This is a genomic window from Halobacillus alkaliphilus (assembly GCF_900113125.1).
GTDB classification, from domain to species: domain Bacteria; phylum Bacillota; class Bacilli; order Bacillales; family Halobacillaceae; genus Halobacillus; species Halobacillus alkaliphilus.
The window spans coordinates 1-23,719 of the sequence record NZ_FOOG01000049.1; the positions used below are offsets into that span (position 1 = coordinate 1).

Sequence of the window (23,719 nt, forward strand, 5' to 3'; positions counted from 1 at the left end):
GGTTTTTCAATCCGTTGATGAGCGGCTTATGTCTCGAGTGTCTGGGTGATGGAACAAGACGAGTTATTTCCCCACCAACCCTCATCCCCATTTTAGTAACGGACCCATTTTCTCGAAATCAAGTCTTCAAGTAATGGGAACTTTACTGGAAGTTTAACTTGGAGGTTTAACAGGCTTTAGGATTAAGGAAATTGACTATACATGTGAAGATTCTTATAATGAGAAAGACGAAACGACAAAAGTCTTCTTTTTTCTACAGAAATGAAAAAAGTTATTAATATATATTGACGGGCTTACTCAGCCGTGATATTATATTCATTGTCGGTCACACGGAGGAGTACCCAAGTTTGGCTGAAGGGAGCGGTCTTGAAAACCGCCAGGGGGTTAACGCCCCGCGGGGGTTCGAATCCCTCCTCCTCCGCCATTTTATTATCAACAATAGCGCATAATATTGGAGATTTATAGAACAAAAGCAGCCTTTTCGAAGGCTGCTTTTTTAGTTTATAAAATTTTAAAACGTAACAAACTTCTAAAGACGTTATCTCCCTGATAAAAAAATCTGCCATAGAGCTTAATTTACCGGCAAATTAATTCTTCTCCTGATCTACAAATTTTCCTTTCTCAGGTATCGCTATCCTATCAAATTCTTGATTTAATATAGCCAGTTCTTCATTGAGCTGTGCTCCTGCCATTGGTAAACCGTGTCCCGTCACAGCAACTTTGGGATGTAAGGATTCAAGTTTAGCTACAGAATCCCAGGCAGCTTTCCAATCCGTGGTTAAATAACGTGGGGGACCACTTAGTTCTTGTTCTTGCGTGAGTACTTTAAATAAATACTCCTGTTTCACAGTAACGAAGGCGTCTCCGACAATTAGGGAGCGATCCTTTTCACGAAAAAGCGAGACATGTCCTTCCGTATGCCCTGGTGTATGAATCCATCTCCACTGTGGCATATAAGGAATGGTGCCATCTGCAGGGAGTGGATGAATGTGTTCTCCTAAATCAATACCTTCGTTAGGGAATATACGGGACATTTTTGCGACCATCCCTCCGTCTACACTTGTATCCGGTTCTGGATAGTCTTTTTTGCCACTAAGATAAGGCATTTCTAATTCATGCGCATATACAGGAACTCCCCAATATTCCACCAGCTTTTCTACAGCTCCTACATGATCAAAGTGTCCATGCGTTAGAATAATGGCTTTAGGTGCAGCCTGTTCTCCATATAAATCTTCAGCCGCAGAAATAATATCATCGGCTGATTTTGGCATGCCGGCATCAATTAATACCCAATCTTTAGGCTTATTAAGATCTCCAACAAAACAAACATTAACTACTTGAATGGGCAGGCAGTGGATATCTGCAGCTACAGGCTGATCTATCCCACTGGCCACGGATGTTACGGGAATAAATCGATCTTTCATGGAATGGATTCTCCTTTCTTTATGAATGTGTGTTCCCATATATTACCTAATCTACACTTCCGTAAGGTATATACAAATAAAAAAAGCCTGAAGAGATTCGAATCTCTTCAGGCTTTTATTTACGTGAGTAAGTGACTGGAACGCCATTTGCGGGATTGCTGGATAAAGTGTCCGATTTTTTCCATAACAGGTTCGATACTGTTTTCATCATTTAACACGTCATAGTCCGCTATATTCAGCCGAAGGACTGGGCAGGAATTGAAATTCTCGATCCAATTCTCATAACGTTTGAACATTTCCTCCCAATATTCGACAGGCGTTTCCTGTTCCATTGGACGACCTCGCTCTTTAATTCGATCGACAACGTCATCAAACGATCCTTCCAGATAAATTAATAAATCCGGATGAGGGAAATAGGGAGTCATAACCATGGCATCGAATAAATTCTTGTACGTTTGGTAATCTATTTCAGACATCGTTCCTTTTTCATAATGCATACGGGCAAAAATGCCTGTATCTTCATAAATCGAACGATCCTGAATAAATCCACCACCATATTCAAATATTTTCTTCTGCTCTTTAAAACGTTCAGCTAAAAAGTAAATTTGTAAATGGAAGCTCCAGCGTTCAAAATCATGATAAAACTTATCAAGGTAAGGATTGGTTTCTACTTTTTCAAAAGAAGTACGAAAATTAAGGGCATCAGCTAATGCATTTGTCATGGTAGATTTCCCTACCCCAACTGTGCCTGCAATTGTAATGACGCTGTCATGTGGTATTCCATAGCGTTCACGTGCGTTCATTTAATAACTTCTCCTTTATTTAAGTGCTGCTCTACAAGTTCAACAATATAATTTAAATCATCCTGATGTTTTACGAAATCAATATCATCACCATTCAATCGAATGACAGGGATATCAGGATGAGCCGCTTCAAAGTGATTCATGAAGTCCTCATAGTCCCTGGATAACTGCTCTAAATAAGAAGGTTGAATATTAGCTTCAACATCTCTGTTCCTCATACGAATACGATCTAACAGGGTATCAAGACCAGCATGCAGATAAACAATGATATTCGGACGCGGCATATCGTGCGTTAATATGTCAAAAATCTGAGAGTACTTTTGGAATTGATCTTCTCTTAGAGTACGTCGTGCAAAAATCATATTTTTAGAAATATGATAATCAGCTATAACGGGCTTCTCTAACTGCAAATACTTCCGTTCGATATCCTCCAGCTGCTTGAATCGATTGCATAAGAAGAACATCTCGGTTTGGAAGCTCCATTCTTCAATATTGTCGTAAAATTTGCCTAAAAACGGATTCTCCTCAACGATTTCCTTGAGCAAATGAAAATCAAACTGGGAGGCGAGCTTTTTAGACAGAGACGTTTTCCCAACACCAATGGGCCCTTCAACCGCAATGAAAGGTATATGTCCCATCTCTTCTCCTCCTTCAAACTCAATTAAGAAAAGCACGAACACCCTATCGAATCTTTTCAAACTTTAGAGAAAAGCGACCTGGGGGAACGGCTTATGATGATAACTATCCTGAGCGTTCAGACAGACAAACTATATTTTATCATATCCGTAGAGTTGAAGTAACAGGATGGTGTTAATTTAAGAGAATTCACTTTTCATTCAAGCCAATGTTTTGTATAATATTACACGTACGCTTTTTGCCCCCGTAGCTCAGGGGATAGAGCATCGGTTTCCTAAACCGTGTGCCGCAGGTTCGAATCCTGCCGGGGGCACTATTATAGTAACAGAAAAGACCCGGCGTCCTTCCACGGATGCCGGGTCTTTTCTTGTACATAAAAAAACCGCAGCTTTTACCTGCGGAAATGTTGGAGGAGGAGTGAGCCCTTTGCTCTTATTACTAACAATTGGCTATCCTCAGAGTCATTATAAATAAACTTTGGAAAAGTTATACAAAAATAAAGACGCTGGAATCAAGTCCAACGCCTGAGAGAGACAATACTTTAATCTACAGGTAATTTTAAAAGCATATGTCTTATAAATCGATCGTAACATATTATTTAAAAATAATAAAAAGTGATTACTTACCAAAAATCGTCTGGAGATCCTAGTTTACCCTGATCAATGGGAAAGATCCGATCTCCAAGTTTTCTAGCTTCTTCTTTATCATGTGTAACCAGTATAATAGGAATCTGCCACATCTGGTGGAGACGCATCAATTCTTGATGACATTGGTTCTTAGTAGATTGATCCAAAGATGAAAAAGGTTCATCTAATAATAAAACCCTGGGCTTAGTGGCGAGAGCGCGGGCTAAGGCAACTCGTTGTTTTTCTCCTCCTGAAATTTGGTGAGGGTAGCTGTCCATTAAATGTTGAATACCGACTACTTCCGTTAATTGCTGAGCTAATTCATTATCATTCGAACCGTATTGAATATTTTTTTGCACGGTCATATGAGGAAATAGAGCATAATCTTGAAACAAATAGCCCATCCTGCGTTTTTGAACAGGGACTTTAGAGCGCTCCTCAAAGAGTAGCTGGCCGTTCAGTTCAATTATTCCTGAATCTGGATGGCTAAGTCCGGCAATACAATTAAGAGTAGTTGTTTTTCCAGAGCCTGAAGGTCCAAATAAAATGATAATCTCGTTCTGAAAAGAAGCTTTTATATCAAGCAGGTATTGATTTAGGCGTTTTTGAAAGTTAAGCTTTAGCATCTGTAAGAACTCCCATTAAGGTTTACTTTTGAATGAAAGGGTGTTGCGCTTAGTCCACCAATTCAGCCATAAGGTGGAACTGAAACCCAGGGCTACAATAATCAGAACCCACATTTTTGCCTGCTCCATCCGTCCGGATTCAACCGCGAAATAAATGGCTAACGGAATGGTGTCAGTCTGGCCAGGAATGTATCCTGCAATCATTAAGGTAGCCCCGAATTCTCCAAGGGCCCGGGCAAAGGTAAGGATAGTTCCAGCCAACAGTCCCGGCCAGGCCAGAGGAAATGAAATAGTAAAGAAAACCTTTAGCCTGGAAGCCCCCATCGTTAAAGCCGCATTCTCTACGTTTGAGTCATAATTTTGAAAGGCAGCCGAAGCACTCTGATACATAAGAGGAAATGAAACAACCACTGCAGCAATAACAGCACCTATCCAGGAGAACACAACTTGAACACCAAACCAGTCCATGAGCCACTTACCTAGTATTCCGTTTTTCCCAAATAGATAAAGCAGGCCGAAACCTACTACGGTAGGTGGTAAAACAAGGGGGAGTAAAAATATAGATTCTAGAATACTTTTCCCGGGAAATAAATTCCTGGAAATGACTCGAGCAAGTAGTACCCCGGCTATGAATACAAGCAGGGTAGCGATGGCTGCAATTTTTAAAGATAAGAATAGAGGAGAATAGCTCATAGTCAACATTCACTTCCTGCTTACGATTGAAATCCGTATTTTTTCATAATCTCTTTTGCTTCTTTCGTACCGAGAAAGTTTAAAAAATCAGTGGCTTCTTGCTTGTGCGTACTGTCTGATAAAACAGCCCCTGGGTACACAATCGGTTTATGTAATTCAGGCTCGATTTCTGTCAGCACTTTAACCTGGTCTGATATTTTAGCATCGCTTCCGTAGACGATTCCATAAGAAGCATTCCCGGATTCTACATAGGTTAAGACTTGGCGTACATCACTGGCAAAAACCAGCTGATCTTCGATTAACTCCCAAAGTTGAATCTTTTGGAGGGCCTGTTTCGTATAAGAACCAGCTGGAACACTTTCTGGTTCTCCCACAGCTATTTGTGATTCAAGGGGGAGATTCGCTAAAGTTTGTAAGGAAGTCAATTCGTTATTATTTTTCGATCCGATAATAACGAGATGGTTAGAAGTGAAGTTCCGGCGAGTTGCAGATTCAATCTGTTTATCAGCTTCAAGCTGGTCCATCCATTTTTGATTAGCTGACAAGTACAAGTCCACAGGTGCACCTTGTTCAATTTGCCGGGCTAGTTTGCCTGAACTAGCTAAGTTTAATTGAATGCTAACGTTATGAGTACTTTCATATGTATCGATTAGTTCTTTAATGACATCTGTTAAACTGGAAGCTGCTGAAATAGTCAAGCCCTTTTTCTCTTCCGAAGAAGCAGAGCAGCCGGCTAATGGTACAATTATAAGGATGAAGGCAAGTAAACGTAACAGCTTTATTCGCATTTTTTCTGCCTCCTTATCGTGAATTTCTGCTATAGAACATTATATCTCTCGAGAAAAGTGAAGTACAAAGAAAAGATATTACGAAAAGAAAGGATATCACCAATGAAAACACAAATTATTCTTGGACTCATCGTGGCTTTGTTACTAACTCAAATGCCTATAGTTGGAAAGTACTTTGCGATTCTGAACACGATGATCCACGAAAGTGGTCATTCGTTAACTGCACTAATTACGGGAGGTGAGGTGCGCAGAATATCTTTGCTTCCAAACACTTCTGGCACCACATTGACGGGGCATTCGTCATGGATTAGTCATTTCTTAACCGGTATTTCAGGTTATGTTTTTGCTTCTTTTTTTGCATTCTTCTTTTTTTATTTAATATCCAAGGGCCAGTATAAGTGGATGATTTATATTCTTCTTGCTTTTTTAGCAGTCAATCTAGTCTTTTGGGTACGAAATGGTTATGGACTCTTCTGGGTGATTACTTTCGGGGCAGGATTTATCTGGCTGTTGCGAAGTGGTAACCAGACCTTTATCGAATATGTACTCGTATTTTTAGCATCCCTTGTTTTTGTAGAGGCGGTTACAAGTGCTTTTGAGATTATGTGGATTAGTTTCGTATCCCCGATGCGGGCTGGTGATGCTGCTAACTTAGCACGTGCTACGAAATTTATTCCTGCACCCTTATGGGGAATGGCTTTCTTTGCTCAGTCCTTATACTTTGCTTGGCTCGGTATAAGACGATTTTTCCCTCTATAATACTCGAAGACTTTAAAGGAAACCTTCCATTTTATTAAGAATCTCTGTCGATTTCTTAAGGGATATGGTCCTTAAGTGGAAAAAACCTTTATTGTTCGGAACAATCAAACTAACAGAGCTAAAAAATAAAAAACTCCGCTCCTGCCCTGTCATCCCTTCCTGAACTGAATATGGTAGTAAAGTAAGCAAGAGAGGAGGGAATGAAATGAGCGGAGGATACGGTGGCGGTTTCGCCCTACTAGTAGTATTGTTCATCCTTTTGATTATCATTGGTGCATCTTATGTAGGTGGCCGTGGTTACGGGTATTAAGATAAAAGGCGGGGAGATTTCCCGCTTTCTACATAAAATGGAAAGTTTGTCGGATAGTAAGCGGGGGTATCGTGAAATAGATTAAGTTGATGGAGGAATCCCGCATATGAATCTAAAAGATCGCTTGATTACTAATGGTTTTGACCACATTGATATCCTTTTGGTCGATGATGAAGGTGACCAGACCACTGTCCCCGATATAACTCTGCATAAGGTGAACGATTTGGAGTATAAGCTTTATCTGCAATCGGAAACCATAAAGTACCACTTAGACAAAGAATATCCTCATTTTGAAGCGGTACAAAACAGTTTAGATGGCCGTGAGAAAACAGTGAAGGGTTACATATTGGAATGGAAGTAAAGTCCTGATTTCAGGGCTTTTTTTAATTGCAGGTGAATTCACCCGTTACGCTTCGAGCGTTTTATTCGTTCTTTACGATCTGCATAGCCTCCTATAATAAGAAGAATTCCAGACGCAAATAAAACCATGGACACCATAAGGTCTTGAATCGTGAACAATAAAATGATGGAGGCGATCAAGTTGCCAATCCCTACAAGTCCTAAAATAATAAACATTTGATTTTGTTTTTTCACGTTTTTCCCTCCTTTCTTATTGATCAGGATTCCACTAGGGATAACATATCTGCTTGTTTAGTATTTGTAAACAGGTGGAATGTATTGGATAAACACCAATCAGGAGGTTATTATCTTGCAGACACATCAATTATATATTAATGGTCAATATATAGAATCTGAAGGCGATGAATGGATACAAGTACTCAATCCAGCAACCGAGCAAGTCATTTCTAAAATACCGAAAGGCACCAAAAATGATGTAGAGCGCGCCGTAAGCGCTGCTTCTGAAGCTCAAAAAGGTTGGGAACTTACTCCTAATATCGAACGAGGAAAGATTGTACGGAAGCTGGGCGATCAAATCGAAGAAAATCGAGAGAAGTTTATTGATCTTTTACAGGAAGAGCAGGGAAAAGATTATGAACTGGCCAGCGGAGAAATTGATTTAGCGATTGATTATTTCCGTTATATGTCCGAATGGGCAAGAAGAATAGAAGGCGATGTCGTTCCAAGTGACCGTCCGAATGAGAATATATTTGTTTACAAAAAACCTATAGGGGTGGTAGCCGGGATTGTACCATGGAACTTCCCAATGTTTATTTTGGCACGAAAAGTAGCGACCGCTCTTGTGACAGGCTGTACAATTGTATTGAAGCCGAGTCAACAAACGCCGAATACAGCTATGGAATTCACAAAAATCATTGATAGCATGGAAGAGATTCCAAAAGGCGTTTATAACTTGATTACGGGTACAGGCTCAGAAATCGGTAATACGTTAGCGTCTCATAAAAACGTCCAGATGATCTCAATGACTGGTAGCGTTGGAGCCGGTACGAAGGTTATGGAAGCAGCCGCTCAAAATATTACTAAGGTCAACCTTGAATTAGGCGGTAAAGCTCCTGCCATTGTAACGGCCAATGCTGATCTTGATATTGCTGTGGAAAGTATTCTGACTTCAAGACTAGCCAATAATGGTCAGGCATGCACGAACGCTGAACGGGTTTATGTCCACGAAAGTAAAGCAGAAGAATTAATTGAACAGCTTAAAAATAAATTTGAAGCCTGCACGCTTGGCAACCCTCGAGAGAACAAAGATGCTGATGTAGGTCCACTGGTGAGCCAGGATCGTCTGGAAGAAGTGGAAAGTATGGTAAAACAAGCTGTAGACGAGGGCGCAAAAGTGGAAGTTGGCGGCGAACGCGGCGATCAAGAGCAAGGTTATTTTTATAAGCCAACGATATTAACCAATGTCACGCATGACATGACGATTATGCAGGAAGAGATATTTGGTCCAGTTATTCCAATCACTACCTATCAAACACTCGATGAAGCGATTGAAAAAGGAAATGATACGGAATATGGATTATCCTCTTCCGTGTACACCGATGATTTGAATGAAGCTATGCGAGTAGTCAATGAGCTGAAATTCGGTGAAACGTATGTGAACCGTGAAAACTTTGAAGAAGTTCAAGGGTATCACGCAGGCATGCGTAAGTCAGGCCTTGGCGGGGCTGATGGAAAACATGGAATGGAAGACTTCCTTGTGACTCAGGTCGCTTATATGCAGTATAAAAATGATAAAAAATAAACAAAAGGGTGCCGGTCAGGCACCCTTTTTTAATGATTTTTATTTTTTAGCCACTCTGCTGCATAGTCAACAGCTTGAGGCATCGAAAAGAGTCTAGAGTAAGCCTGACCAACTTTACCGGTAAGGACCTTTTTCTCTTTTTCAAAATGCTCTCCTATTTCTTCAAATGATTCATCATCAAACTCAATATCCTTATAAACGGTCCATTTCGCAGCCCCGTCTACCTGAAGAGGTGCCCCATTTTCTTTCAATTTTCGAGTACCTGACCGATATTCTGATAAATGAAAGCTGGTATTGGCGTCATAACCGGTGCCTAATAAAAGCACCTTTGCCTCCAATTGATAAGCTTTGCCGAGTGGAGAATGATCGCTTAATGAATAATCCAAAGGATGTTCACTAGTAATCTCACTGGCATTCTTCCCCCAGGCTGAGATGGAAAAGGCAGGATGATGACTTCGCTGGACATTGGGAAACTTCCGGAATAATTCAGGAACGACTCCTAGATAAGTGGAAGGGGTTTTCTCCGGATCAAAAGCTGGCATGGTTTTGCGAATCGTTTCGTGCCAGTGTTCGGGAACCGGCGGGTTCTGCCATTCAGTGGGATCAGACAAGGTAGGAGAATGAGTTTGAATAACCAGTGTACCTTCACTTGTCAGGGTATCCATTAAGGCTTGAATAACGGCCTGCGGACCGCCGCTGACCCATCCCAGTGCCTTCATAGAAACATGAACAAGCAGTGTATCGCCGGGAGTCACCCCCAATTCATATAAATCTTTGGTTAATGAATTTATTGTATTTGGAGAACGGGTTTGTGCGATCACATTTTTTTCATTCATGCGGGCTATCTCCTTTTTTAATCGTTACCGATTATCGATCTTTTCCGGGTACAGATCATGATTCATCATCCGGTGGTCAGCCATCTGTTCGAATTTAGTAGAAGGCTTTCCATAGTTACAGTATGGATCTATGGATATTCCTCCTCTTGGGGTGAATTTTCCCCATACTTCAATGTAACGTGGATCCATCAGTTGAATGAGATCGTTCATGATGGTGTTGATGCTGTCCTCATGAAAGTCGCCATGATTACGGAAACTGAACAAATATAATTTTAATGACTTACTTTCCACCATTAGACGGTCCGGAATATAGCTGATGTAAATAGTGGCAAAGTCCGGCTGACCGGTTTTAGGGCAGAGGGTTGTAAATTCAGGGCAATTAAATTTCACAAAATAATCACGGTTTGTGTGCTGGTTTTCAAAGGTTTCCAGTACCTCCGGATCATATTCAAAGGAATAAGCAGTTCCTTGATTTCCGAGCAGAGAAAGGTTTAAATCATCTTCATTACGTCCAGCCATTATGAACACTCCTAGCAAAAATATAGTGGTCCTCAGGTCATCCATTTTTTGGATGACCTGAGGTGGTAGTTAATTCCATTATAAAAGCCGCAGCCTTAAGGGCTGCGGCTTGGTTCTCCAGCTTCCTTAGTTTTTTATAGAGGGATTGGCTAAGAAACCTCTATTTTTATAGGTTTTAACATTATTTTTATTATATAAACCCCTTTTAAAACTGTCAATTTCAGTCGTTTTCTCGACCTTTTTATGTAAATTCTTGGTCATATCACTTTAAAAATAGTTGGAAGTAACCTAAAATAGTAAATAAATCATGAAATATTCAGAAAACATCCAAGAAACTCTGATACTAATTTTTCAGGGTTTTCTTACGCAACTTTAAGAAAACGGTTACAAAAAACATTCTAATGAGGTGAGTTTATGGACATGAAACCAATTCCAGCTAGATCAGGCAATCACAACATGGAAAACTACAAAGAAACGTACGAACAATTTAATTGGGAAGATGTGAAAACGAATTTCACATGGAGTAAGACAGGAAATGTAAATATCGCCTATGAAGCGATTGATAAACATGCAGAAGATCCACAGAAGAAAAACCAGGCAGCATTGATCTATACATCACCTGAACGTGAAGAAAAATTGACGTTTGAAGATTTAAAAGTAAAGAGTAACCAATTTGCTAATGTATTAAGAAAACATAATATAGAAAAAGGGGATCGTGTATTTCTGTTTATGCACAGAAGCCCTGAGTTCTATGTGGCCTTCTTTGGAATACTTAAAATTGGGGCCATTGCAGGTCCATTATTTGAGGCATTTATGGAACAAGCTGTAAGAGACCGTCTGGAGGACAGTGAAGCAACCATGCTTGTTACGACTCCAGAACTTCTGGACAGGGTTCCAATCGATGACCTGCCTAACTTGAAGCAAATAGTGCTCGTTGGAGGAGATGCTCCTGGCAACTACATCTCATTCGAAGAGGAAATGGACCAGGCTTCTGAAGAATTTGATATCGAATGGGTAGACCTTGAGGACGGCATGCTCTTACACTATACTTCTGGATCTACAGGAAAACCAAAAGGCGTTTATCATGTTCACAATGCTATGATCCAGCACTATCAGACAGGTAAGTGGGTCCTTGACCTGAAAGAAGGGGATGTCTACTGGTGTACAGCCGATCCCGGATGGGTAACAGGTACAAGTTATGGTATATTCGCTCCATGGCTTAATGGTGTAACGAACGTCATTCGCGGAGGAAGATTTAGTCCAGATGACTGGTACGGAACCATTGCTGAGCAAAATGTTTCTGTTTGGTATTCGGCTCCTACCGCATTCCGTAAGCTCTTAAGTGCAGGAGAAGAAGCGGCTGCCAAGCATGATCTTTCTTCACTACGTCATGTGTTAAGTGTTGGGGAGCCGCTTAACCCAGAAGTTATTACCTGGGGTCTTAAAGCCTTTGACCTTCGTATCCATGATACGTGGTGGATGACTGAAACCGGAGCGATGCTGATCTGTAACTATCCGGCTATGGATATACGTCCAGGATCAATGGGTAAACCATTCCCGGGCATTGTTGCGGCTATCGTAGATAACGAAGGAAATGAACTGCCACCTAATCAAATGGGTAACCTTGCTATTAAAGAAGGGTGGCCTTCTATGATGCGTGCCATCTGGAATAATCCAGGGAAATTTGAAAGTTACTTCTTAAACGGCTGGTACGTATCTGGGGACAGTGCTTATCAGGACGAAGAAGGATACTTCTGGTTCCAGGGACGTCTAGATGATGTGATTAATACTTCTGGAGAACGCGTTGGTCCATTTGAAGTAGAAAGTAAATTAATTGAGCATGAAGCCGTAGCAGAAGCAGGAGTTATTGGAAAGCCTGACCCTGAACGCGGTGAAATCATTAAAGCTTTTGTAACACTTCGAGACGGATATGAGGAATCAGATGATTTACTTGAAGACATTCGTCAATTCGTTAAAAAAGGCTTAAGCGCTCACGCTGCACCAAGAGAAATTGAAATTAAGGATACGATCCCTAAAACGCGCAGTGGTAAAATTATGCGCCGTTTGCTGAAATCCTGGGAGCTTGGGCTGCCTACCGGAGATACTTCCACGCTTGAAGAATAGAAGAATAATCCTGATAACCAAGGTGCGCACAGACTTCTGTGCGCACTTTTTTAATGAAAACACATCGAAACGTGTTTCACGTGAAACACAGAGCATCGATTAAGACATTCAGCGAAACGCTATGTTAGGATAATAGAAGAAATTAAAGGAAAACGATTGAATAGAAAATGCAGGTGTGAGCTATGAGTGAACGACCTAATTCTCGTACAGGGACAGCCCTTGAAACCTCCCAGTGGTTTGTGTTTCTACTGGCTAGTGCAGTGGCACTCCCTATCGTTATCGGATCAATTTTTAATTTGAATTTTGCTGAAGTTGCTGGTTTAATGCAGCGAACTTTTTTTGTAGTCGGCGTGACCTCTTTCTTACAGGGAATGTTCGGCCACAGGCTGCCTATTATGGAAGGACCTGCTGGATTATGGATTAGTATTTTTGCTGTCATGGCCTACTCGGGCGCCGAAGCTGGAAAAAGTTATATGGAAACTCTCCAAACCCTGCAAGCAGCTATGTTGTGGACAGGGGGCTTTCTTTTATTATTCGGTGTTTTCCGCTTGGCTCACCGGGTTTTATTTGTGTTTACACCTCTCGTGACCGGTGCTTTTTTGTTTTTACTTACCGTTCAATTGAGCGGTACTTTTTTGAGGGGAATGTTAGGAATTCAGCAGGAGGTTGAGTCCATCCATTTAGGTCCGGCAGCTGTAGCTTTTCTTACATTTTTATTAGTATTAGGATTGTCTATATTCGGAAAAGGATGGCTGAGAAGTTATGCTGTTCTGCTCGGGATTGGAGCCGGCTGGCTTGTATATGAAACCATAATTGGCACTTCTCCGAAGGATAGGGGAAACCTTGGGGCTTTTGCCGTTCCTGAATGGTTGGCCTGGGGACCGCCTGTTTTTGAATGGAATGTGATTCCCCTTGCTTTCATAACAGCTGTCATTTTGTTGTCTAATATCGTAGCATCGGTTGTGGCTGTCAGTCATTCTATTTATGGAAAGCCGACTTTTACATACAATCAGATCAATCAAGGAAGTAGTTTTTTAGGAGTTACCCACGGGGTCTCCGCTATGTTTTCATCCATTGCTAATGTTCCGCTTGCTTCCTCGTCAGGCTTTATTAATTTGACAGGGCAGAAGAGAAAGCGGCCTTTTTTATACGCTTCTATGATTATGGTCGTCATCGCATTCTTTCCACCCCTGGTCGCATTTATTTCCGGCATTCCTTCGCCTGTGGCAAACGCTGCTTTATTAGCAACGTTTGTTCAATTAATGGGACTTGGGCTGAGTAATATTGCGAGTGAAAAGCTGGATGAAAGACGATTAACGATTTTATGTGTTTCCTTTCTATTAGGAATAGGATTAATGTTTCTGCCCTCCGAAGTATTCCAGGGCCTTCCAGGCATTGTGCAAAACTTAATGAGTAATGGTTTATTGGTAGGGACAGTATTAGTGATCTTTATGGAACAGCTTTGGAAAGAATCAAACCAATCACCTTAGGGAAAAGTGATGGTTACAGAGGAAGTGATTATATGGATGAACGAATATATGATTTGATTGGAATTGGTATTGGTCCTTACAATCTTGGGCTGGCCGCATTAGCAGATCAGACAGACGACGTTAATGCGATATTTTTTGAGAGAACGCCCGAATTTATATGGCACCCGGGGATGCTCATCGAAAAAATGGATTTACAAGTTCCATTTCTCGCTGATTTGACGACGTTTGCTGATCCAAAAAGCCCTTATACATTTTTGAATTACTTGTATGAGCATGACCGGATGTTCCCATTCTTTTTCCACCGTCATTTCGAAGTCCCAAGACAGGAATACAACGATTATATGCAATGGGTAGCGAATCAACTGGATTCTTTGTACTTCGGACATACCGTACTGGACGTTATTGATAAGAAAGATGCCGAACATCCACATTACGAAGTGATTGTAGAAGAGAAAGCAACAGGTGAAAGAATATACGTGAAATCGAAACATGTCGTTCTGGGTACAGGAAACGAACCCATCGTTTTAGATGGGATGGAGGACTTGCCGAATGAAGATGTTCTACATACCAGCCGATATTTGTTCGAAAAAGAACAGCTGTTAAAAGCAAAGCATGTAACGGTGGTAGGATCCGGTCAAAGTGCCGTTGAAGTGTTCCTTGATTTATTAGAGGAGCAGGAACGCCAGGATATGAAATTGACCTTGTTAACAAGGTCAGGTGGTTTGTTTTCTTTAGATAAAGCTAAATTTGCTCAAGAGGCTTTCACCCCATCCTATGTTGATTATTTTCACAACTTGAGCTTTGAGCAGCGGGAGCAAACATTAGATACATTAAAGCCGCTTCGGAATGGAATTGATCCGCAAACATTAACCCAGCTTTATACTAAATTGTACCACCGGACGGCCGCTCAAAGAGACAGTCGGGTTCTTATCCAGCCTATGACGGAAGTGCAGGGAATTGAAGCTGTGGAAGATGGATATGAACTGGCTTGTAAGCAATGGCAGGAAGACGTCGATTATACGTATCATTCCGAAAAAGTAGTATTGGCTCTTGGATACAAGCCTCATATTCCATCATGGTTTATGAATAGGTATAAGGACGCCATTGAATGGGAAGGGGAAAACGTATTCAAGGTTACAAGGGATTATCAACTGGTCTTTAACGATAACCGTGATCATCACTTTTTCACGTTAACCAATCTGGTTCATTCACACGGAGCGGGAGCAACCAATCTTGGACTATCTGTTCATCGTAACGTCCATATTATTAATACAATCGCAGGCAGGACGGTCTATAAAAATCAGCGGGATACCACTTTTCAACAGTTTTCTATGAAAGGTTTCGAAGGATAATCATCCATTTTTTTGAAATTGCACAGGTTTAACTTTAGCCCATACGGGAAGACATCCTATGTGTTAAAAATTAACTATGTCATTCAAGGAGATGATTGAATATGAGTAAAATCGCTTGTGTCGTAACATCTATGTTTGAAGATGTAGAGTACACTAAACCCGTAGATGAATTTAAAAGTGAAGGTCATGAAGTGACCACTATAGAATGGGAAGCCGGTAAAGAAGTAACAGGTAAGCAGGGCGATGCAACTGTTAAAATTGACGCTTCCATTGATGATGTAAAGCCGGAAGATTTTGATGCTTTATTAATTCCTGGAGGATTCTCCCCTGATCAATTACGCGGGGATGAGAAGTTCGTCAAATTCGCTAAGTATTTCATGGATGAGAAAAAGCCGGTCTTTGCGATCTGCCATGGTCCGCAGTTGTTAATTACTGCTAAATCCCTGGAAGGACGTAAAGCTACAGGCTTCAAATCTATTGCTGTCGATATGGAGTATGCAGGAGTAGACTTTGAAGATACAGAAGTTGTCGTTTGCGGGAACCAGCTGGTTACAAGCCGTAATCCAGATGATATCCCGGCATTTAATCGAGAATCCCTCAAACTCCTAAAATAAATACAGTCTTACCCGAAAGAATAAGTCACGAGGATTTCTTCCTCGTGACTTATTTTCTATAGATAGGCAACTCGATTTTTGCCGAAGGACAATAAGCTTCCAACAATTTTTTGAATTTTTGTTCATCTTGTGGTACTGAAATCAAAATCGTTTTATAATGAGACTGGGTGATTGCGATTCTTTTAAAGGTCCACGCTGGACTGGAGAGGGGATTGTACGTGTAGGAAACAGATTGAATTTCAGATAGGGGAATGGTTTTAATAATAGGACCAAACGTCACGATCAATGACTCTTCGGTGATTTCGTGGTAAGAACGGACGAGTGCCCATAGTAGAGGGATGGAGATGACGATCATGATGATAAGACCGACCCACCCTTCGACAAAGTCTTCTGTAAACAGTCCAACCATGCCAAGAGGTATTAAAGCTAAAACTAACAGGATAAGAATGGGGTTCTTTTTTACTGGGAATTTCATATATATCACCTCTGTTAAGAGTATAGCATTAATAAACAGCTGTACATAAGTGAGAGATGAAGGAGGAAGTCGATGATTGTCAATGAGCAGGAACACCATTTTTTAATGATTGAACAACATGAACACGCTAAGATTTCTGGACAGATCGTAAGAAACTGGAAGAAAGATTTTTTGCTTCGTTCAAAACTTAGAGAAGAAGCGGACTGGGCGGTTTCCCAGCATGACCGCGCATGGATTCCTCTGGATAAAGAACCATTATGGAATGAAGAAAAAAATAGACCTTATTCGTTTATAGACTATCCACTCACTGAGAAACTTGAGGCTTATCAGCGAGGTATCGAGGAGGCTGCTGATCAGTCATTGTATGCCGGCATGCTCTGCAGCATGCATTATCAATCATTTTTCTCAGAAGATAGTGAGGATCCTGAAATTCGTTCCTTTTTAGCGGATGAAAAGGTTAGACAGAAGAACCTGTATCAAGCAATGAAGAGGGACATTCCTAAGGATATCTATCAGCTCCATTTCCAGAGACTGCAGTTTTGTGACGATCTTTCTCTTTATATCTGCATGCAGGAGCCTGGGATTTCTAAGGACGAAGAAGTGTCCTGGTTTAAAAAGGGATTCAGGCAGTCATTCGATTTTGCACCCGGCGGCATCATGCCTCATTGGGTCGACGGAAAAAAGGTATCTCTACGGCCTTTTCCTCTCGAATATTCATTTGAAGTACAGATTCCTTACCGTATGGTTTCAAAAGAGGATATTGAGAAGAAAGGATTAAAAGAAGCTTACCATCAGTCAGAAATCAACCATAGAGTGGTTGTTTTTGTTCCTTCTGATTAAAGTAAGCTTTTAAATTCCGCTTTCAGACAGCCTAATACATCTCTGGATCCCTGTCTGGAGCGGAAATTCTTATTGATTTTTTTCTACATTAAATTGACTGCTTAAGAGCAGCCAGTTTTGAGGAAAAGACAATCCCAGTTTCCAATAGCTGATTCCTCTTAATCCTCGATTTTTAATAAGGTCGAACTTTTGTTGAATTGACCTTGCATCTTCAAACCATACTTCATGTTCACTTCCAGACGCATCGGTATAAGTGAAAAAGGGAGCTTGTTCTTCTTCATCATAAGATATATTCACGTTATTTTCCCTGGCAATCTGGATAGCTCTTTGCGGACTTACGGCTTTGGCGAACTCTCCCCCTGGTTCGTAAGGCAAGGTCCAATCGTAGCCATATAGATTCTGACCTAACAGAATTTTATCAGCAGGCATTTCGGTTAAAGCGTAATCCACGACTTCTGTAACAGGTCCGATAGGTGATACCGCTCGAGGAGGTCCCCCGCTGTAGCCCCATTCATAAGTCATCAGCACAACAAAATCTGCAATTTCCCCGTGAGCTTTGTAATCATGTGCTTCATACCAGGCTCCTTCTTGTTCGGCACTCGTTTTAGGAGCAAGGGCTGTAGACATAAGAAGCCCTTCGGCAGATAGACGATCTTTAGCTTTTCTTAGAAACTGATTATAATTTTCTTTTAATTCCGGAGGTAGAAATTCCATATCAAAATGAACATCCCGAAAACCGATTTCACGGGTAGTCTGGATAATATTATCGAGCAGGGTATTTTGCAGATTTTCATTAGTTAAAATCGTCCGGCCTAATTCTGCGCTGAACCCATCTTCCGCGAGATTTGTCACGACCATCATTAAAGAAGCGTCATTATTATCAGCAATGGCTTTAAAATTATCCAAAGGAGGAGCTTTTAGGGAACCATCAGGTTGAATTTCATAACTGAATGGTGCTAAATAAGAAAGTAAAGGTGCCCGGGTTTCTGCAGAAGATTGTAAAGTGTCCGAAACTTCTCCGCCAAAAGGTTCAATATAAGCATTCGTTGAGATGTTAACAGGTGGTTGTTCCGGAATGTATAAACGGAAGCCTGGCTGGAGAGTCTGATTGACTTGAAGGTTGTTCACTCGTGCTAGCTCTTCAGCTGTTGTGCCAAACCTTTGAGCAATGGAATATAAACTGTCGCCGGGCTGGACAAAATAAAACTGACCAACAATCGGGACCACGATTGCCTGCCCTACAACCAGATCGCCCGGGGTTTCCAGTTCGTTTGCATCAATGATAGCATTTGGCGTACTATCATAGAGGTTAGCTATCGAAAATACAGACTCCCCTGATTGGACCACGTGGATCTGCATTTAGATCACTCCTTTCTCATCCTTATAAATGTATGAGAAGGGAAAGTGGAATAACACTTACATTTTTAGAAGGAGATCTCTATGAATAACGATGAACACTACATGCAACTTGCTATAATAGAAGCTAAAAAAGCGGAATCTGAGGGAGAGGTCCCGATAGGGGCTGTGATCGTTCATAATGATGAAGTGATTGCCAGCGGGTATAATCAAAGAGAGAGCTCACAGCTAGCGTCCTCTCACGCAGAATTCATTGCTATTGAACGGGCAAACGGAGTCATCGGCAGCTGGCGGCTGGAAGATTGCACTCTCTACGTTACGCTTGAACCTTGCCCGATGTGTACAGGTGCTATTCTACAGTCAAGGATACCAAGAGTCGTTTATGGAGCGAAAGATCCTAAGGCCGGATGTGCAGGAACTTTGATGAATTTGCTAGAGGATGATCGCTTTAATCATCGAGCTGAAGTGGTTCCCGGCTTGATGGAAGATATATGCGGACAATTGCTTACTGATTTCTTTCGGAGAATTCGTTCTCAGAAAAAGAATAAATCCAGTTTATAATTATTTTTAAAAAAGGATTGCATTATTCTTCATGCCTCGATATAATAGTAATGTCGTGCTAAGCGGGGAGGTAGCGGTGCCCTATACTCGCAATCCGCTATAGCGAGGCCGAATTCCCACCCGAGGTGGCAAGGTCTCAAGGCCTGCCTCATGTGAGTGGTGTTGACATTCAGGTCCTGCGCAACGAGAACCAGTGAACCCTGTCAGGTCCGGAAGGAAGCAGCAGTAAGCTGACCATCTCGTGTGCCGCGGGAGTGCCTGGATAGAGCCACAACCATGAGTAACGCTTGGGGCCTCGCCATCGAAGGTGGGTGCACGGCATTACATAAAGAATTACCCAGAAAGCTGTTATGATATTATGTCATAACAGCTTTTTTTATAGGTTCTGTTAAACGTGGTTATGCTTTTTGTAAGGGGCTTATCAAACTAAAGGGCCGGTTACTGTAAGACTCAGTTTCGAGATATTGGGTATGAGGAAGGTCCTCTGGGGGACGATTTCGCTTTCCGTGGGCATGTGGTAAGCTTCCTCAGGCTTCGCCTTCCGGGATCTTACCTATCATGTTTATCCCACAGGAGTCTTCATCGTCCCCCTCCGGACCTTGCCAAATCATAAGCTCGAAACCACTTAAAACATCACCTGAGTGATGAGTAATGAGACCATGTGATTGTGCAGCTATTTTCAGGATGTAACGACCCTCAATAGCCTATCGTAAAAGCATTTAATCCAGATTAAGGAGGAGAATCTTTCTCTTCTAGAAGGGTGCGTTTCACAAAAAATGGCTGGGTTGGTGGGGAAATGGCGAGACTCCCATGGGAGAAGGAACTAGGTGAGATCCCGCAGGGAGTGAAACGAGCGAGGAAGCTCACCGTTCCCCCATAGGAAAGCGAGTTATTTCCCCACCAGCCCTTATCTATCTAACGTAACGGACCCAATTTATATCGAAACTGAGTCTTCAACCAACGGGAGCTTTACTTTAAAATCAACACTGAGATTTAACTGAGCCTTTTATATAGGAAATATCTAAAACACTCAAATGTCTAAGGTTCACATCCAAACCTTCAATCGGGTATAATGGAGAAGAGACTAAAAAGGGAGAACGGTTATATGAGCTATCAGGCTTTGTATCGTGTCTGGCGCCCGAAAAACTTCGAAGATGTGGTTGGACAAACTCATATTACACGCACATTGCAAAATGCCATTGAGCAGGATAAGTTTTCTCATGCTTATCTATTCTCAGGGCCCCGTGGTACAGGAAAGACCAGTGCTGCGAAAATTTTTGCTAAAGCGGTTAACTGCGAACGTTCCCCTGCCAAGGAACCGTGCAATGAGTGTTCAGCATGTCTAGGCATACAAGATGGATCTATATCCGATGTCATTGAAATTGATGCCGCTTCTAACAACGGAGTGGAACAAATTCGGGAAATCCGAGATAAGGTCAAATATGCCCCCAGTGCGGTAACTTACAAAGTATATATTATTGATGAAGTTCACATGCTTTCCATGGGAGCTTTTAATGCGCTGCTAAAGACATTGGAAGAACCACCTCAGCATGTCATATTTATTTTAGCAACCACGGAACCCCATAAAATTCCTTTAACGATCATATCGCGTTGTCAGCGTTTTGATTTTAAAAGGATTTCACAAAAAGCGATGGTTGAACGTATGAAAGGGATAACTGTTTCCGAACAGATCTCAATTGCGGAAGAAGCATTAGAGATCGTAGCTCTTACAGCGGAAGGCGGAATGAGGGATGCCTTAAGTCTGCTTGACCAAGCTGTCTCTTATAGTGAAGAGGAAGTAACGATTGAGGATGTGCTTGCCGTTACAGGAGCGGTATCTCAAGGTAGACTGGCAGAGGTCGTTCAGGCGCTGCATGACCATGAAGTGAAAGATGCGTTAGAAGCTGTGGATGATTTGATTCAGCAAGGGAAGGATCCTGGACGATTCGTATTTGATTTGATCTACTATTTGAGGGATATATTGCTCTTTCAAAGTGCTCCAGATTTGGCGCATAACTTAGAACGAGCAATACCTGATGATACATTTCGTAAATTATCCGGAGAACTTTCCGCATACTGGATACAGCAGGCGATCCGAGAACTGAACCAGTGTCAGCAAGAAATGAAATGGACCACAAGTCCAAAAGTATTCATAGAAATTGCTCTACTTAATATGGTGGAAGTAAAGCCGGAATCGGCACCTGCCTCTGCACCTGCTCAGGATTCTGAAAGCGTCAGGGAACTCTCAAAGAAACTGAATGAACTTGAGAAGGAATTAAGTTCACTTAAGCAAAAAGGGGTACAGTCTCAGCAGGAGCAGGCTCCTCAAAAACCAAAGCGCACACCTGCAAAATCCGGCAGGAGAAGTTATAATGTTCCATATGAGCGAATCCGGCAAGTTTTAAATGAAGCTTCTAAAGAAGAAATTAAGAATGTCCAAAGCCGGTGGGCGGACTTTATGGAAGCTCTAAAACAAAGCAACGCTCCAGCTCATGCCACATTGCTGAACAGTAAACCAAGAGCTGCCTCTCCTAAAGCGCTCGTATTAGCATTCAGGTACGATATTCACTGTTCTTTAGCTCTGGAGCACCAGAAAACGATTGAACCTCTTCTCACAGAATTTACAGGGAAGCCGTTAACCATCATTCCCATTCCTGAAGCCAACTGGCAGGAAGTCCGGGAAGAATTTGTGCAAAAGCAAAAAGCAGCACCGGGTGAAGGAAATGATGAAGGTGTTGAAACAGAAGGAGAATCTTCTCAAGAAGAGGATCCCCTTGTCTCAGAGGCGCGCAAGCTTGTTGGTGATGATTTAATAGAAATACAAGACTAGTTTGATTATATTTAAGGAGGAATTGCCATGCGTGGTGGAGGAAACATGAACAATATGATGAAACAAATGCAGAAAATGCAGAAGAAAATGATGAAAGCTCAGGAAGAGCTCTATGAGATGACGTTTGAATCTTCTGCAGGCGGAGGAATGGTTAAAGTAACAGCTAATGGTAAAAAAGAAATTACGGACATTTCTATCAATGAAGAAGTAGTCGATCCTGACGATGTAGAAATGCTTCAGGATTTGATTATTACGGCAACCAACGATGTTATTAAACAAGTGGATGATAAAACCAACGATACAATGGGTGAATTCACGAAAGGTATGCCTGGAGGAATGTTCTAGGAGGAGTATTCATGTATTATCCTGAACCGATATCAAAACTGATCGACAGTTTTACAAAGCTGCCAGGGATCGGCCCTAAGACGGCTGTCCGCCTGGCTTTTTTTGTCTTAGAAATGGAAGAAGATGACGTGCTGGATTTTGCGAAGTCATTAGTGAACGCAAAACGAGAGCTTACCCACTGCTCTACTTGCGGTCATATTACAGACCAGGACCCTTGTTCGATCTGCCAGGATGAATCCAGAGATCAAACCCTTATCTGCGTAGTTCAGGATCCTAAAGATGTCATAGCTATGGAGAAAATGAGAGAATTCGGCGGAAAATACCATGTGCTGCATGGAGCTATTTCTCCTATGGACGGCATTGGACCTGAAGATATTAATGTAGAAAGTCTCATTAATCGGTTGAAAGATGAAGGGGTTGAAGAATTAATTCTCGCTACTAATCCGAATATAGAAGGAGAGGCTACAGCGATGTATATATCCAGGCTAGTCAAACCTTCTGGAATACGTATGACAAGAATTGCTCATGGGCTTCCGGTAGGAGGAGACTTGGAATATGCAGATGAAGTAACCTTGTCCAAGGCTCTTGAAGGAAGAAGAGAACTGTAATGAAGGTGGTTGCCATGTTTCGTAGAAAAAAAGGAAGAGCTAAAGATATGGATCAGCAGCTTCTCATGAACATTAGGCAATTAAAAAAGGAATGGGAAAACCTGAACAGTATTATCGATCAAAGTATTGAACCAACTGAAGAGGGTTTGAAAGAACTCGCACTTACTAAATCGAAATACTTATATCTTCTTAGAGAAGCTCGCCACCGCGGTCTCAATGCACTTTCTTAACTATTCTATTCATAACCCCCTGTCCAGACTCATAGATTGTAGGGAGAGTCATATTTGGACAGGGGGTTTTTTATGGATCCGGTGCTCGTTATTCTATTATTAGGGCTGACCATCCCTTTTCTTCTTATTATAGGTTTGCCTTCTGCCCCTATAAAATGGGTGGGGCAGGCAGTAACCCGTTTAATCATTGCGGTGATTTTGTTGTTTTTCATTAATTTATTTGGAGCACAGTTTGGATTACACATTCCTATCAACGGTTTTACAGCTATTGCTTCAGCTTTGTTAGGAGTTCCGGGGGTAATATCCTTAACGGCGATTCATCTATGGATATTATAATATAGGAAGAGTCAGGGGCATTCCTCTGGCTCTTCGCTTGTTTAAAGGGGGATTCAGCCCTTCAAGAAGTCACCGATACTTCTATGAAACTATAAATTTAAAAAAATATGCAAAAAGGTGTTGCCAACATTATTTCAGCGTGGTATATTATTACTTGTCGCATTAAGACAGAGCGGCAAGCCGGCAACGGCAAACAAAAAATCATTTAAAAAAGTTGTTGACTTAAACGAGTCACAATGATATGATTATTAAGTCGCTGTTTTGAAGCGGCCAACAAAAATTTTGATCTTTGAAAACTGAACGAACCAACCAGTACGTCAAGATATTCTTTCATTATAGAAGGAATTCAAACAAGCACATTCGGTGTGCAAAGAGCT

General features: G+C 41.5%; 26 protein-coding genes, 2 tRNA genes, 1 other RNA gene and 1 riboswitch. Of the genes, 18 read left to right on the forward strand and 11 right to left on the reverse strand.

Going from position 1 to position 23,719, the window contains the following annotated elements; genetic code table 11:
• Positions 1-331 precede the first annotated feature (331 nt).
• A tRNA-Ser gene (locus BMZ06_RS17900) sits at positions 332-424 on the forward strand.
• A 163-nt stretch (positions 425-587) separates the two neighbouring features.
• On the opposite strand, the gene BMZ06_RS17905 is transcribed toward BMZ06_RS17900, so the two are convergent.
• The 3 genes from BMZ06_RS17905 to BMZ06_RS17915 all read right to left on the reverse strand — a co-directional run bounded on the left by BMZ06_RS17905 (position 588) and on the right by BMZ06_RS17915 (position 2,865).
• Entirely contained in the window at positions 588-1,424 is an 837-nt protein-coding gene (locus BMZ06_RS17905; protein ID WP_089754188.1) for an MBL fold metallo-hydrolase, read from the reverse strand.
• A gap of 119 nt (positions 1,425-1,543) precedes the next feature.
• Complete coding sequence (locus BMZ06_RS17910; protein ID WP_089754189.1) at positions 1,544-2,227, reverse strand: deoxynucleoside kinase; 684 nt, start codon at positions 2,225-2,227, stop codon at positions 1,544-1,546.
• Positions 2,224-2,865, reverse strand: coding sequence for a deoxynucleoside kinase (locus BMZ06_RS17915; RefSeq protein ID WP_014641314.1), 642 nt, complete (start codon positions 2,863-2,865; stop codon positions 2,224-2,226). Before BMZ06_RS17915 ends, BMZ06_RS17910 begins: the two co-directional genes overlap by 4 nt.
• A 238-nt stretch (positions 2,866-3,103) precedes the next feature.
• On the opposite strand from BMZ06_RS17915, the gene BMZ06_RS17920 reads away from it, so the two are divergent.
• Positions 3,104-3,176: transfer RNA gene (locus BMZ06_RS17920), tRNA-Arg, on the forward strand.
• A gap of 309 nt (positions 3,177-3,485) precedes the next feature.
• On the opposite strand, the gene BMZ06_RS17925 is transcribed toward BMZ06_RS17920, so the two are convergent.
• The 3 genes from BMZ06_RS17925 to modA are packed head-to-tail and all read right to left on the reverse strand — an operon-like array spanning position 3,486 to position 5,596.
• Positions 3,486-4,115 carry an ATP-binding cassette domain-containing protein gene (locus BMZ06_RS17925; RefSeq protein WP_089754192.1) on the reverse strand — a complete coding sequence of 210 codons (630 nt, stop codon included), beginning with the start codon at positions 4,113-4,115 and terminating at the stop codon, positions 3,486-3,488.
• Positions 4,116-4,130: 15 nt separating this feature from the next.
• Positions 4,131-4,808, reverse strand: a complete 678-nt coding sequence (modB, locus tag BMZ06_RS17930; RefSeq protein WP_089754194.1) for a molybdate ABC transporter permease subunit — start codon at positions 4,806-4,808, stop codon at positions 4,131-4,133.
• A 20-nt stretch (positions 4,809-4,828) separates the two neighbouring features.
• Positions 4,829-5,596, reverse strand: coding sequence for a molybdate ABC transporter substrate-binding protein (gene modA, locus BMZ06_RS17935; protein WP_089754197.1), 768 nt, complete (start codon positions 5,594-5,596; stop codon positions 4,829-4,831).
• 102 nt (positions 5,597-5,698) lie between these two features.
• On the opposite strand from modA, the gene BMZ06_RS17940 reads away from it, so the two are divergent.
• From BMZ06_RS17940 to BMZ06_RS17950, 3 genes are all read left to right on the forward strand, one after another.
• Positions 5,699-6,355 carry a M50 family metallopeptidase gene (locus BMZ06_RS17940; protein WP_089754199.1) on the forward strand — a complete coding sequence of 219 codons (657 nt, stop codon included), beginning with the start codon at positions 5,699-5,701 and terminating at the stop codon, positions 6,353-6,355.
• A gap of 205 nt (positions 6,356-6,560) precedes the next feature.
• The gene (locus BMZ06_RS17945; protein WP_089754201.1) at positions 6,561-6,665 is read left to right on the forward strand and encodes a YjcZ family sporulation protein; all 105 of its coding nucleotides are present in this window, start codon (positions 6,561-6,563) and stop codon (positions 6,663-6,665) included.
• 106 nt (positions 6,666-6,771) lie between these two features.
• Positions 6,772-7,026, forward strand: coding sequence for a hypothetical protein (locus tag BMZ06_RS17950; protein WP_089754203.1), 255 nt, complete (start codon positions 6,772-6,774; stop codon positions 7,024-7,026).
• A 38-nt stretch (positions 7,027-7,064) separates the two neighbouring features.
• On the opposite strand, the gene BMZ06_RS17955 is transcribed toward BMZ06_RS17950, so the two are convergent.
• Complete coding sequence (locus tag BMZ06_RS17955) at positions 7,065-7,259, reverse strand: hypothetical protein (RefSeq protein ID WP_089754204.1); 195 nt, start codon at positions 7,257-7,259, stop codon at positions 7,065-7,067.
• Between the two features lie 115 nt (positions 7,260-7,374).
• Between BMZ06_RS17955 and aldA the strand changes: the two genes are divergently transcribed.
• Positions 7,375-8,826, forward strand: a complete 1,452-nt coding sequence (gene aldA, locus BMZ06_RS17960; RefSeq protein WP_089754206.1) for an aldehyde dehydrogenase — start codon at positions 7,375-7,377, stop codon at positions 8,824-8,826.
• Positions 8,827-8,855: 29 nt separating this feature from the next.
• Here the strand turns inward: aldA and BMZ06_RS17965 are convergent, their stop codons facing one another.
• A complete protein-coding gene (locus BMZ06_RS17965; protein ID WP_089754208.1) occupies positions 8,856-9,662 on the reverse strand; it encodes an AAC(3) family N-acetyltransferase in 807 nt (268 codons plus the stop codon).
• A gap of 24 nt (positions 9,663-9,686) precedes the next feature.
• Positions 9,687-10,181, reverse strand: coding sequence for a preQ(1) synthase (gene queF / locus BMZ06_RS17970; RefSeq protein ID WP_089754210.1), 495 nt, complete (start codon positions 10,179-10,181; stop codon positions 9,687-9,689).
• A 120-nt stretch (positions 10,182-10,301) separates the two neighbouring features.
• Positions 10,302-10,348: riboswitch (PreQ1 riboswitch) on the reverse strand.
• A 247-nt stretch (positions 10,349-10,595) separates the two neighbouring features.
• On the opposite strand from queF, the gene acsA reads away from it, so the two are divergent.
• The 4 genes from acsA (at position 10,596) to BMZ06_RS17990 (ending at position 15,761) form a co-directional block, all read left to right on the forward strand.
• The gene (acsA, locus tag BMZ06_RS17975) at positions 10,596-12,305 is read left to right on the forward strand and encodes an acetate--CoA ligase (RefSeq protein ID WP_089754212.1); all 1,710 of its coding nucleotides are present in this window, start codon (positions 10,596-10,598) and stop codon (positions 12,303-12,305) included.
• Between the two features lie 182 nt (positions 12,306-12,487).
• On the forward strand, positions 12,488-13,795 hold the full coding sequence (locus BMZ06_RS17980) for a purine/pyrimidine permease (protein ID WP_089754214.1): 1,308 nt from the start codon (positions 12,488-12,490) through the stop codon (positions 13,793-13,795).
• A 32-nt stretch (positions 13,796-13,827) separates the two neighbouring features.
• Positions 13,828-15,147 carry a lysine N(6)-hydroxylase/L-ornithine N(5)-oxygenase family protein gene (locus BMZ06_RS17985; RefSeq protein WP_089754215.1) on the forward strand — a complete coding sequence of 440 codons (1,320 nt, stop codon included), beginning with the start codon at positions 13,828-13,830 and terminating at the stop codon, positions 15,145-15,147.
• Positions 15,148-15,248: 101 nt separating this feature from the next.
• Positions 15,249-15,761 carry a type 1 glutamine amidotransferase domain-containing protein gene (locus tag BMZ06_RS17990; RefSeq protein WP_089754217.1) on the forward strand — a complete coding sequence of 171 codons (513 nt, stop codon included), beginning with the start codon at positions 15,249-15,251 and terminating at the stop codon, positions 15,759-15,761.
• Between the two features lie 49 nt (positions 15,762-15,810).
• On the opposite strand, the gene BMZ06_RS17995 is transcribed toward BMZ06_RS17990, so the two are convergent.
• Positions 15,811-16,236: a PH domain-containing protein gene (locus BMZ06_RS17995; protein ID WP_175477925.1), complete on the reverse strand. Its 426-nt coding sequence runs from the start codon at positions 16,234-16,236 to the stop codon at positions 15,811-15,813.
• A gap of 72 nt (positions 16,237-16,308) precedes the next feature.
• On the opposite strand from BMZ06_RS17995, the gene BMZ06_RS18000 reads away from it, so the two are divergent.
• Positions 16,309-17,076: a DUF3891 family protein gene (locus BMZ06_RS18000; protein ID WP_089754221.1), complete on the forward strand. Its 768-nt coding sequence runs from the start codon at positions 16,309-16,311 to the stop codon at positions 17,074-17,076.
• A gap of 69 nt (positions 17,077-17,145) precedes the next feature.
• On the opposite strand, the gene BMZ06_RS18005 is transcribed toward BMZ06_RS18000, so the two are convergent.
• The gene (locus BMZ06_RS18005; RefSeq protein WP_089754223.1) at positions 17,146-18,435 is read right to left on the reverse strand and encodes a glycoside hydrolase family 18 protein; all 1,290 of its coding nucleotides are present in this window, start codon (positions 18,433-18,435) and stop codon (positions 17,146-17,148) included.
• Positions 18,436-18,516: 81 nt separating this feature from the next.
• Here BMZ06_RS18005 and tadA point away from each other — a divergent pair, with 81 nt between their 5' ends.
• From tadA to BMZ06_RS18040, 7 genes are all read left to right on the forward strand, one after another.
• The gene (gene tadA / locus BMZ06_RS18010) at positions 18,517-18,993 is read left to right on the forward strand and encodes a tRNA adenosine(34) deaminase TadA (protein ID WP_089754225.1); all 477 of its coding nucleotides are present in this window, start codon (positions 18,517-18,519) and stop codon (positions 18,991-18,993) included.
• A gap of 53 nt (positions 18,994-19,046) precedes the next feature.
• Positions 19,047-19,312, forward strand: an RNA gene (gene ffs, locus BMZ06_RS18015) — signal recognition particle sRNA large type.
• 786 nt (positions 19,313-20,098) lie between these two features.
• Positions 20,099-21,823, forward strand: a complete 1,725-nt coding sequence (gene dnaX / locus BMZ06_RS18020) for a DNA polymerase III subunit gamma/tau (protein ID WP_089754227.1) — start codon at positions 20,099-20,101, stop codon at positions 21,821-21,823.
• Positions 21,824-21,850: 27 nt separating this feature from the next.
• Positions 21,851-22,168, forward strand: coding sequence for a YbaB/EbfC family nucleoid-associated protein (locus BMZ06_RS18025; RefSeq protein ID WP_014641333.1), 318 nt, complete (start codon positions 21,851-21,853; stop codon positions 22,166-22,168).
• Between the two features lie 11 nt (positions 22,169-22,179).
• Positions 22,180-22,776 (forward strand): recombination mediator RecR, encoded by a 597-nt coding sequence (gene recR, locus BMZ06_RS18030; RefSeq protein ID WP_089754229.1) that lies wholly within the window; start codon positions 22,180-22,182, stop codon positions 22,774-22,776.
• Positions 22,777-22,790: 14 nt separating this feature from the next.
• Positions 22,791-23,006: a YaaL family protein gene (locus tag BMZ06_RS18035; protein WP_089754233.1), complete on the forward strand. Its 216-nt coding sequence runs from the start codon at positions 22,791-22,793 to the stop codon at positions 23,004-23,006.
• A 72-nt stretch (positions 23,007-23,078) separates the two neighbouring features.
• Positions 23,079-23,342, forward strand: coding sequence for a pro-sigmaK processing inhibitor BofA family protein (locus tag BMZ06_RS18040; protein WP_089754231.1), 264 nt, complete (start codon positions 23,079-23,081; stop codon positions 23,340-23,342).
• The last annotated feature ends 377 nt before the right edge of the window (positions 23,343-23,719 follow it).

Coding starts and splice junctions, on each gene's coding strand:
- BMZ06_RS17905 (WP_089754188.1), bottom strand. CDS start 1,424: ATGAAAGATCGATTTATTCCCGTAACATCCGTGGCCAGTGGGATAGAT.
- BMZ06_RS17910 (WP_089754189.1), bottom strand. CDS start 2,227: ATGAACGCACGTGAACGCTATGGAATACCACATGACAGCGTCATTACA.
- BMZ06_RS17915 (WP_014641314.1), bottom strand. CDS start 2,865: ATGGGACATATACCTTTCATTGCGGTTGAAGGGCCCATTGGTGTTGGG.
- BMZ06_RS17925 (WP_089754192.1), bottom strand. CDS start 4,115: ATGCTAAAGCTTAACTTTCAAAAACGCCTAAATCAATACCTGCTTGAT.
- modB (WP_089754194.1), bottom strand. CDS start 4,808: ATGAGCTATTCTCCTCTATTCTTATCTTTAAAAATTGCAGCCATCGCT.
- modA (WP_089754197.1), bottom strand. CDS start 5,596: ATGCGAATAAAGCTGTTACGTTTACTTGCCTTCATCCTTATAATTGTA.
- BMZ06_RS17940 (WP_089754199.1), top strand. CDS start 5,699: ATGAAAACACAAATTATTCTTGGACTCATCGTGGCTTTGTTACTAACT.
- BMZ06_RS17945 (WP_089754201.1), top strand. CDS start 6,561: ATGAGCGGAGGATACGGTGGCGGTTTCGCCCTACTAGTAGTATTGTTC.
- BMZ06_RS17950 (WP_089754203.1), top strand. CDS start 6,772: ATGAATCTAAAAGATCGCTTGATTACTAATGGTTTTGACCACATTGAT.
- BMZ06_RS17965 (WP_089754208.1), bottom strand. CDS start 9,662: ATGAATGAAAAAAATGTGATCGCACAAACCCGTTCTCCAAATACAATA.
- queF (WP_089754210.1), bottom strand. CDS start 10,181: ATGGCTGGACGTAATGAAGATGATTTAAACCTTTCTCTGCTCGGAAAT.
- acsA (WP_089754212.1), top strand. CDS start 10,596: ATGGACATGAAACCAATTCCAGCTAGATCAGGCAATCACAACATGGAA.
- BMZ06_RS17980 (WP_089754214.1), top strand. CDS start 12,488: ATGAGTGAACGACCTAATTCTCGTACAGGGACAGCCCTTGAAACCTCC.
- BMZ06_RS17985 (WP_089754215.1), top strand. CDS start 13,828: ATGGATGAACGAATATATGATTTGATTGGAATTGGTATTGGTCCTTAC.
- BMZ06_RS17990 (WP_089754217.1), top strand. CDS start 15,249: ATGAGTAAAATCGCTTGTGTCGTAACATCTATGTTTGAAGATGTAGAG.
- BMZ06_RS17995 (WP_175477925.1), bottom strand. CDS start 16,236: ATGAAATTCCCAGTAAAAAAGAACCCCATTCTTATCCTGTTAGTTTTA.
- BMZ06_RS18000 (WP_089754221.1), top strand. CDS start 16,309: ATGATTGTCAATGAGCAGGAACACCATTTTTTAATGATTGAACAACAT.
- BMZ06_RS18005 (WP_089754223.1), bottom strand. CDS start 18,435: ATGCAGATCCACGTGGTCCAATCAGGGGAGTCTGTATTTTCGATAGCT.
- tadA (WP_089754225.1), top strand. CDS start 18,517: ATGAATAACGATGAACACTACATGCAACTTGCTATAATAGAAGCTAAA.
- dnaX (WP_089754227.1), top strand. CDS start 20,099: ATGAGCTATCAGGCTTTGTATCGTGTCTGGCGCCCGAAAAACTTCGAA.
- BMZ06_RS18025 (WP_014641333.1), top strand. CDS start 21,851: ATGCGTGGTGGAGGAAACATGAACAATATGATGAAACAAATGCAGAAA.
- recR (WP_089754229.1), top strand. CDS start 22,180: ATGTATTATCCTGAACCGATATCAAAACTGATCGACAGTTTTACAAAG.
- BMZ06_RS18035 (WP_089754233.1), top strand. CDS start 22,791: ATGTTTCGTAGAAAAAAAGGAAGAGCTAAAGATATGGATCAGCAGCTT.
- BMZ06_RS18040 (WP_089754231.1), top strand. CDS start 23,079: ATGGATCCGGTGCTCGTTATTCTATTATTAGGGCTGACCATCCCTTTT.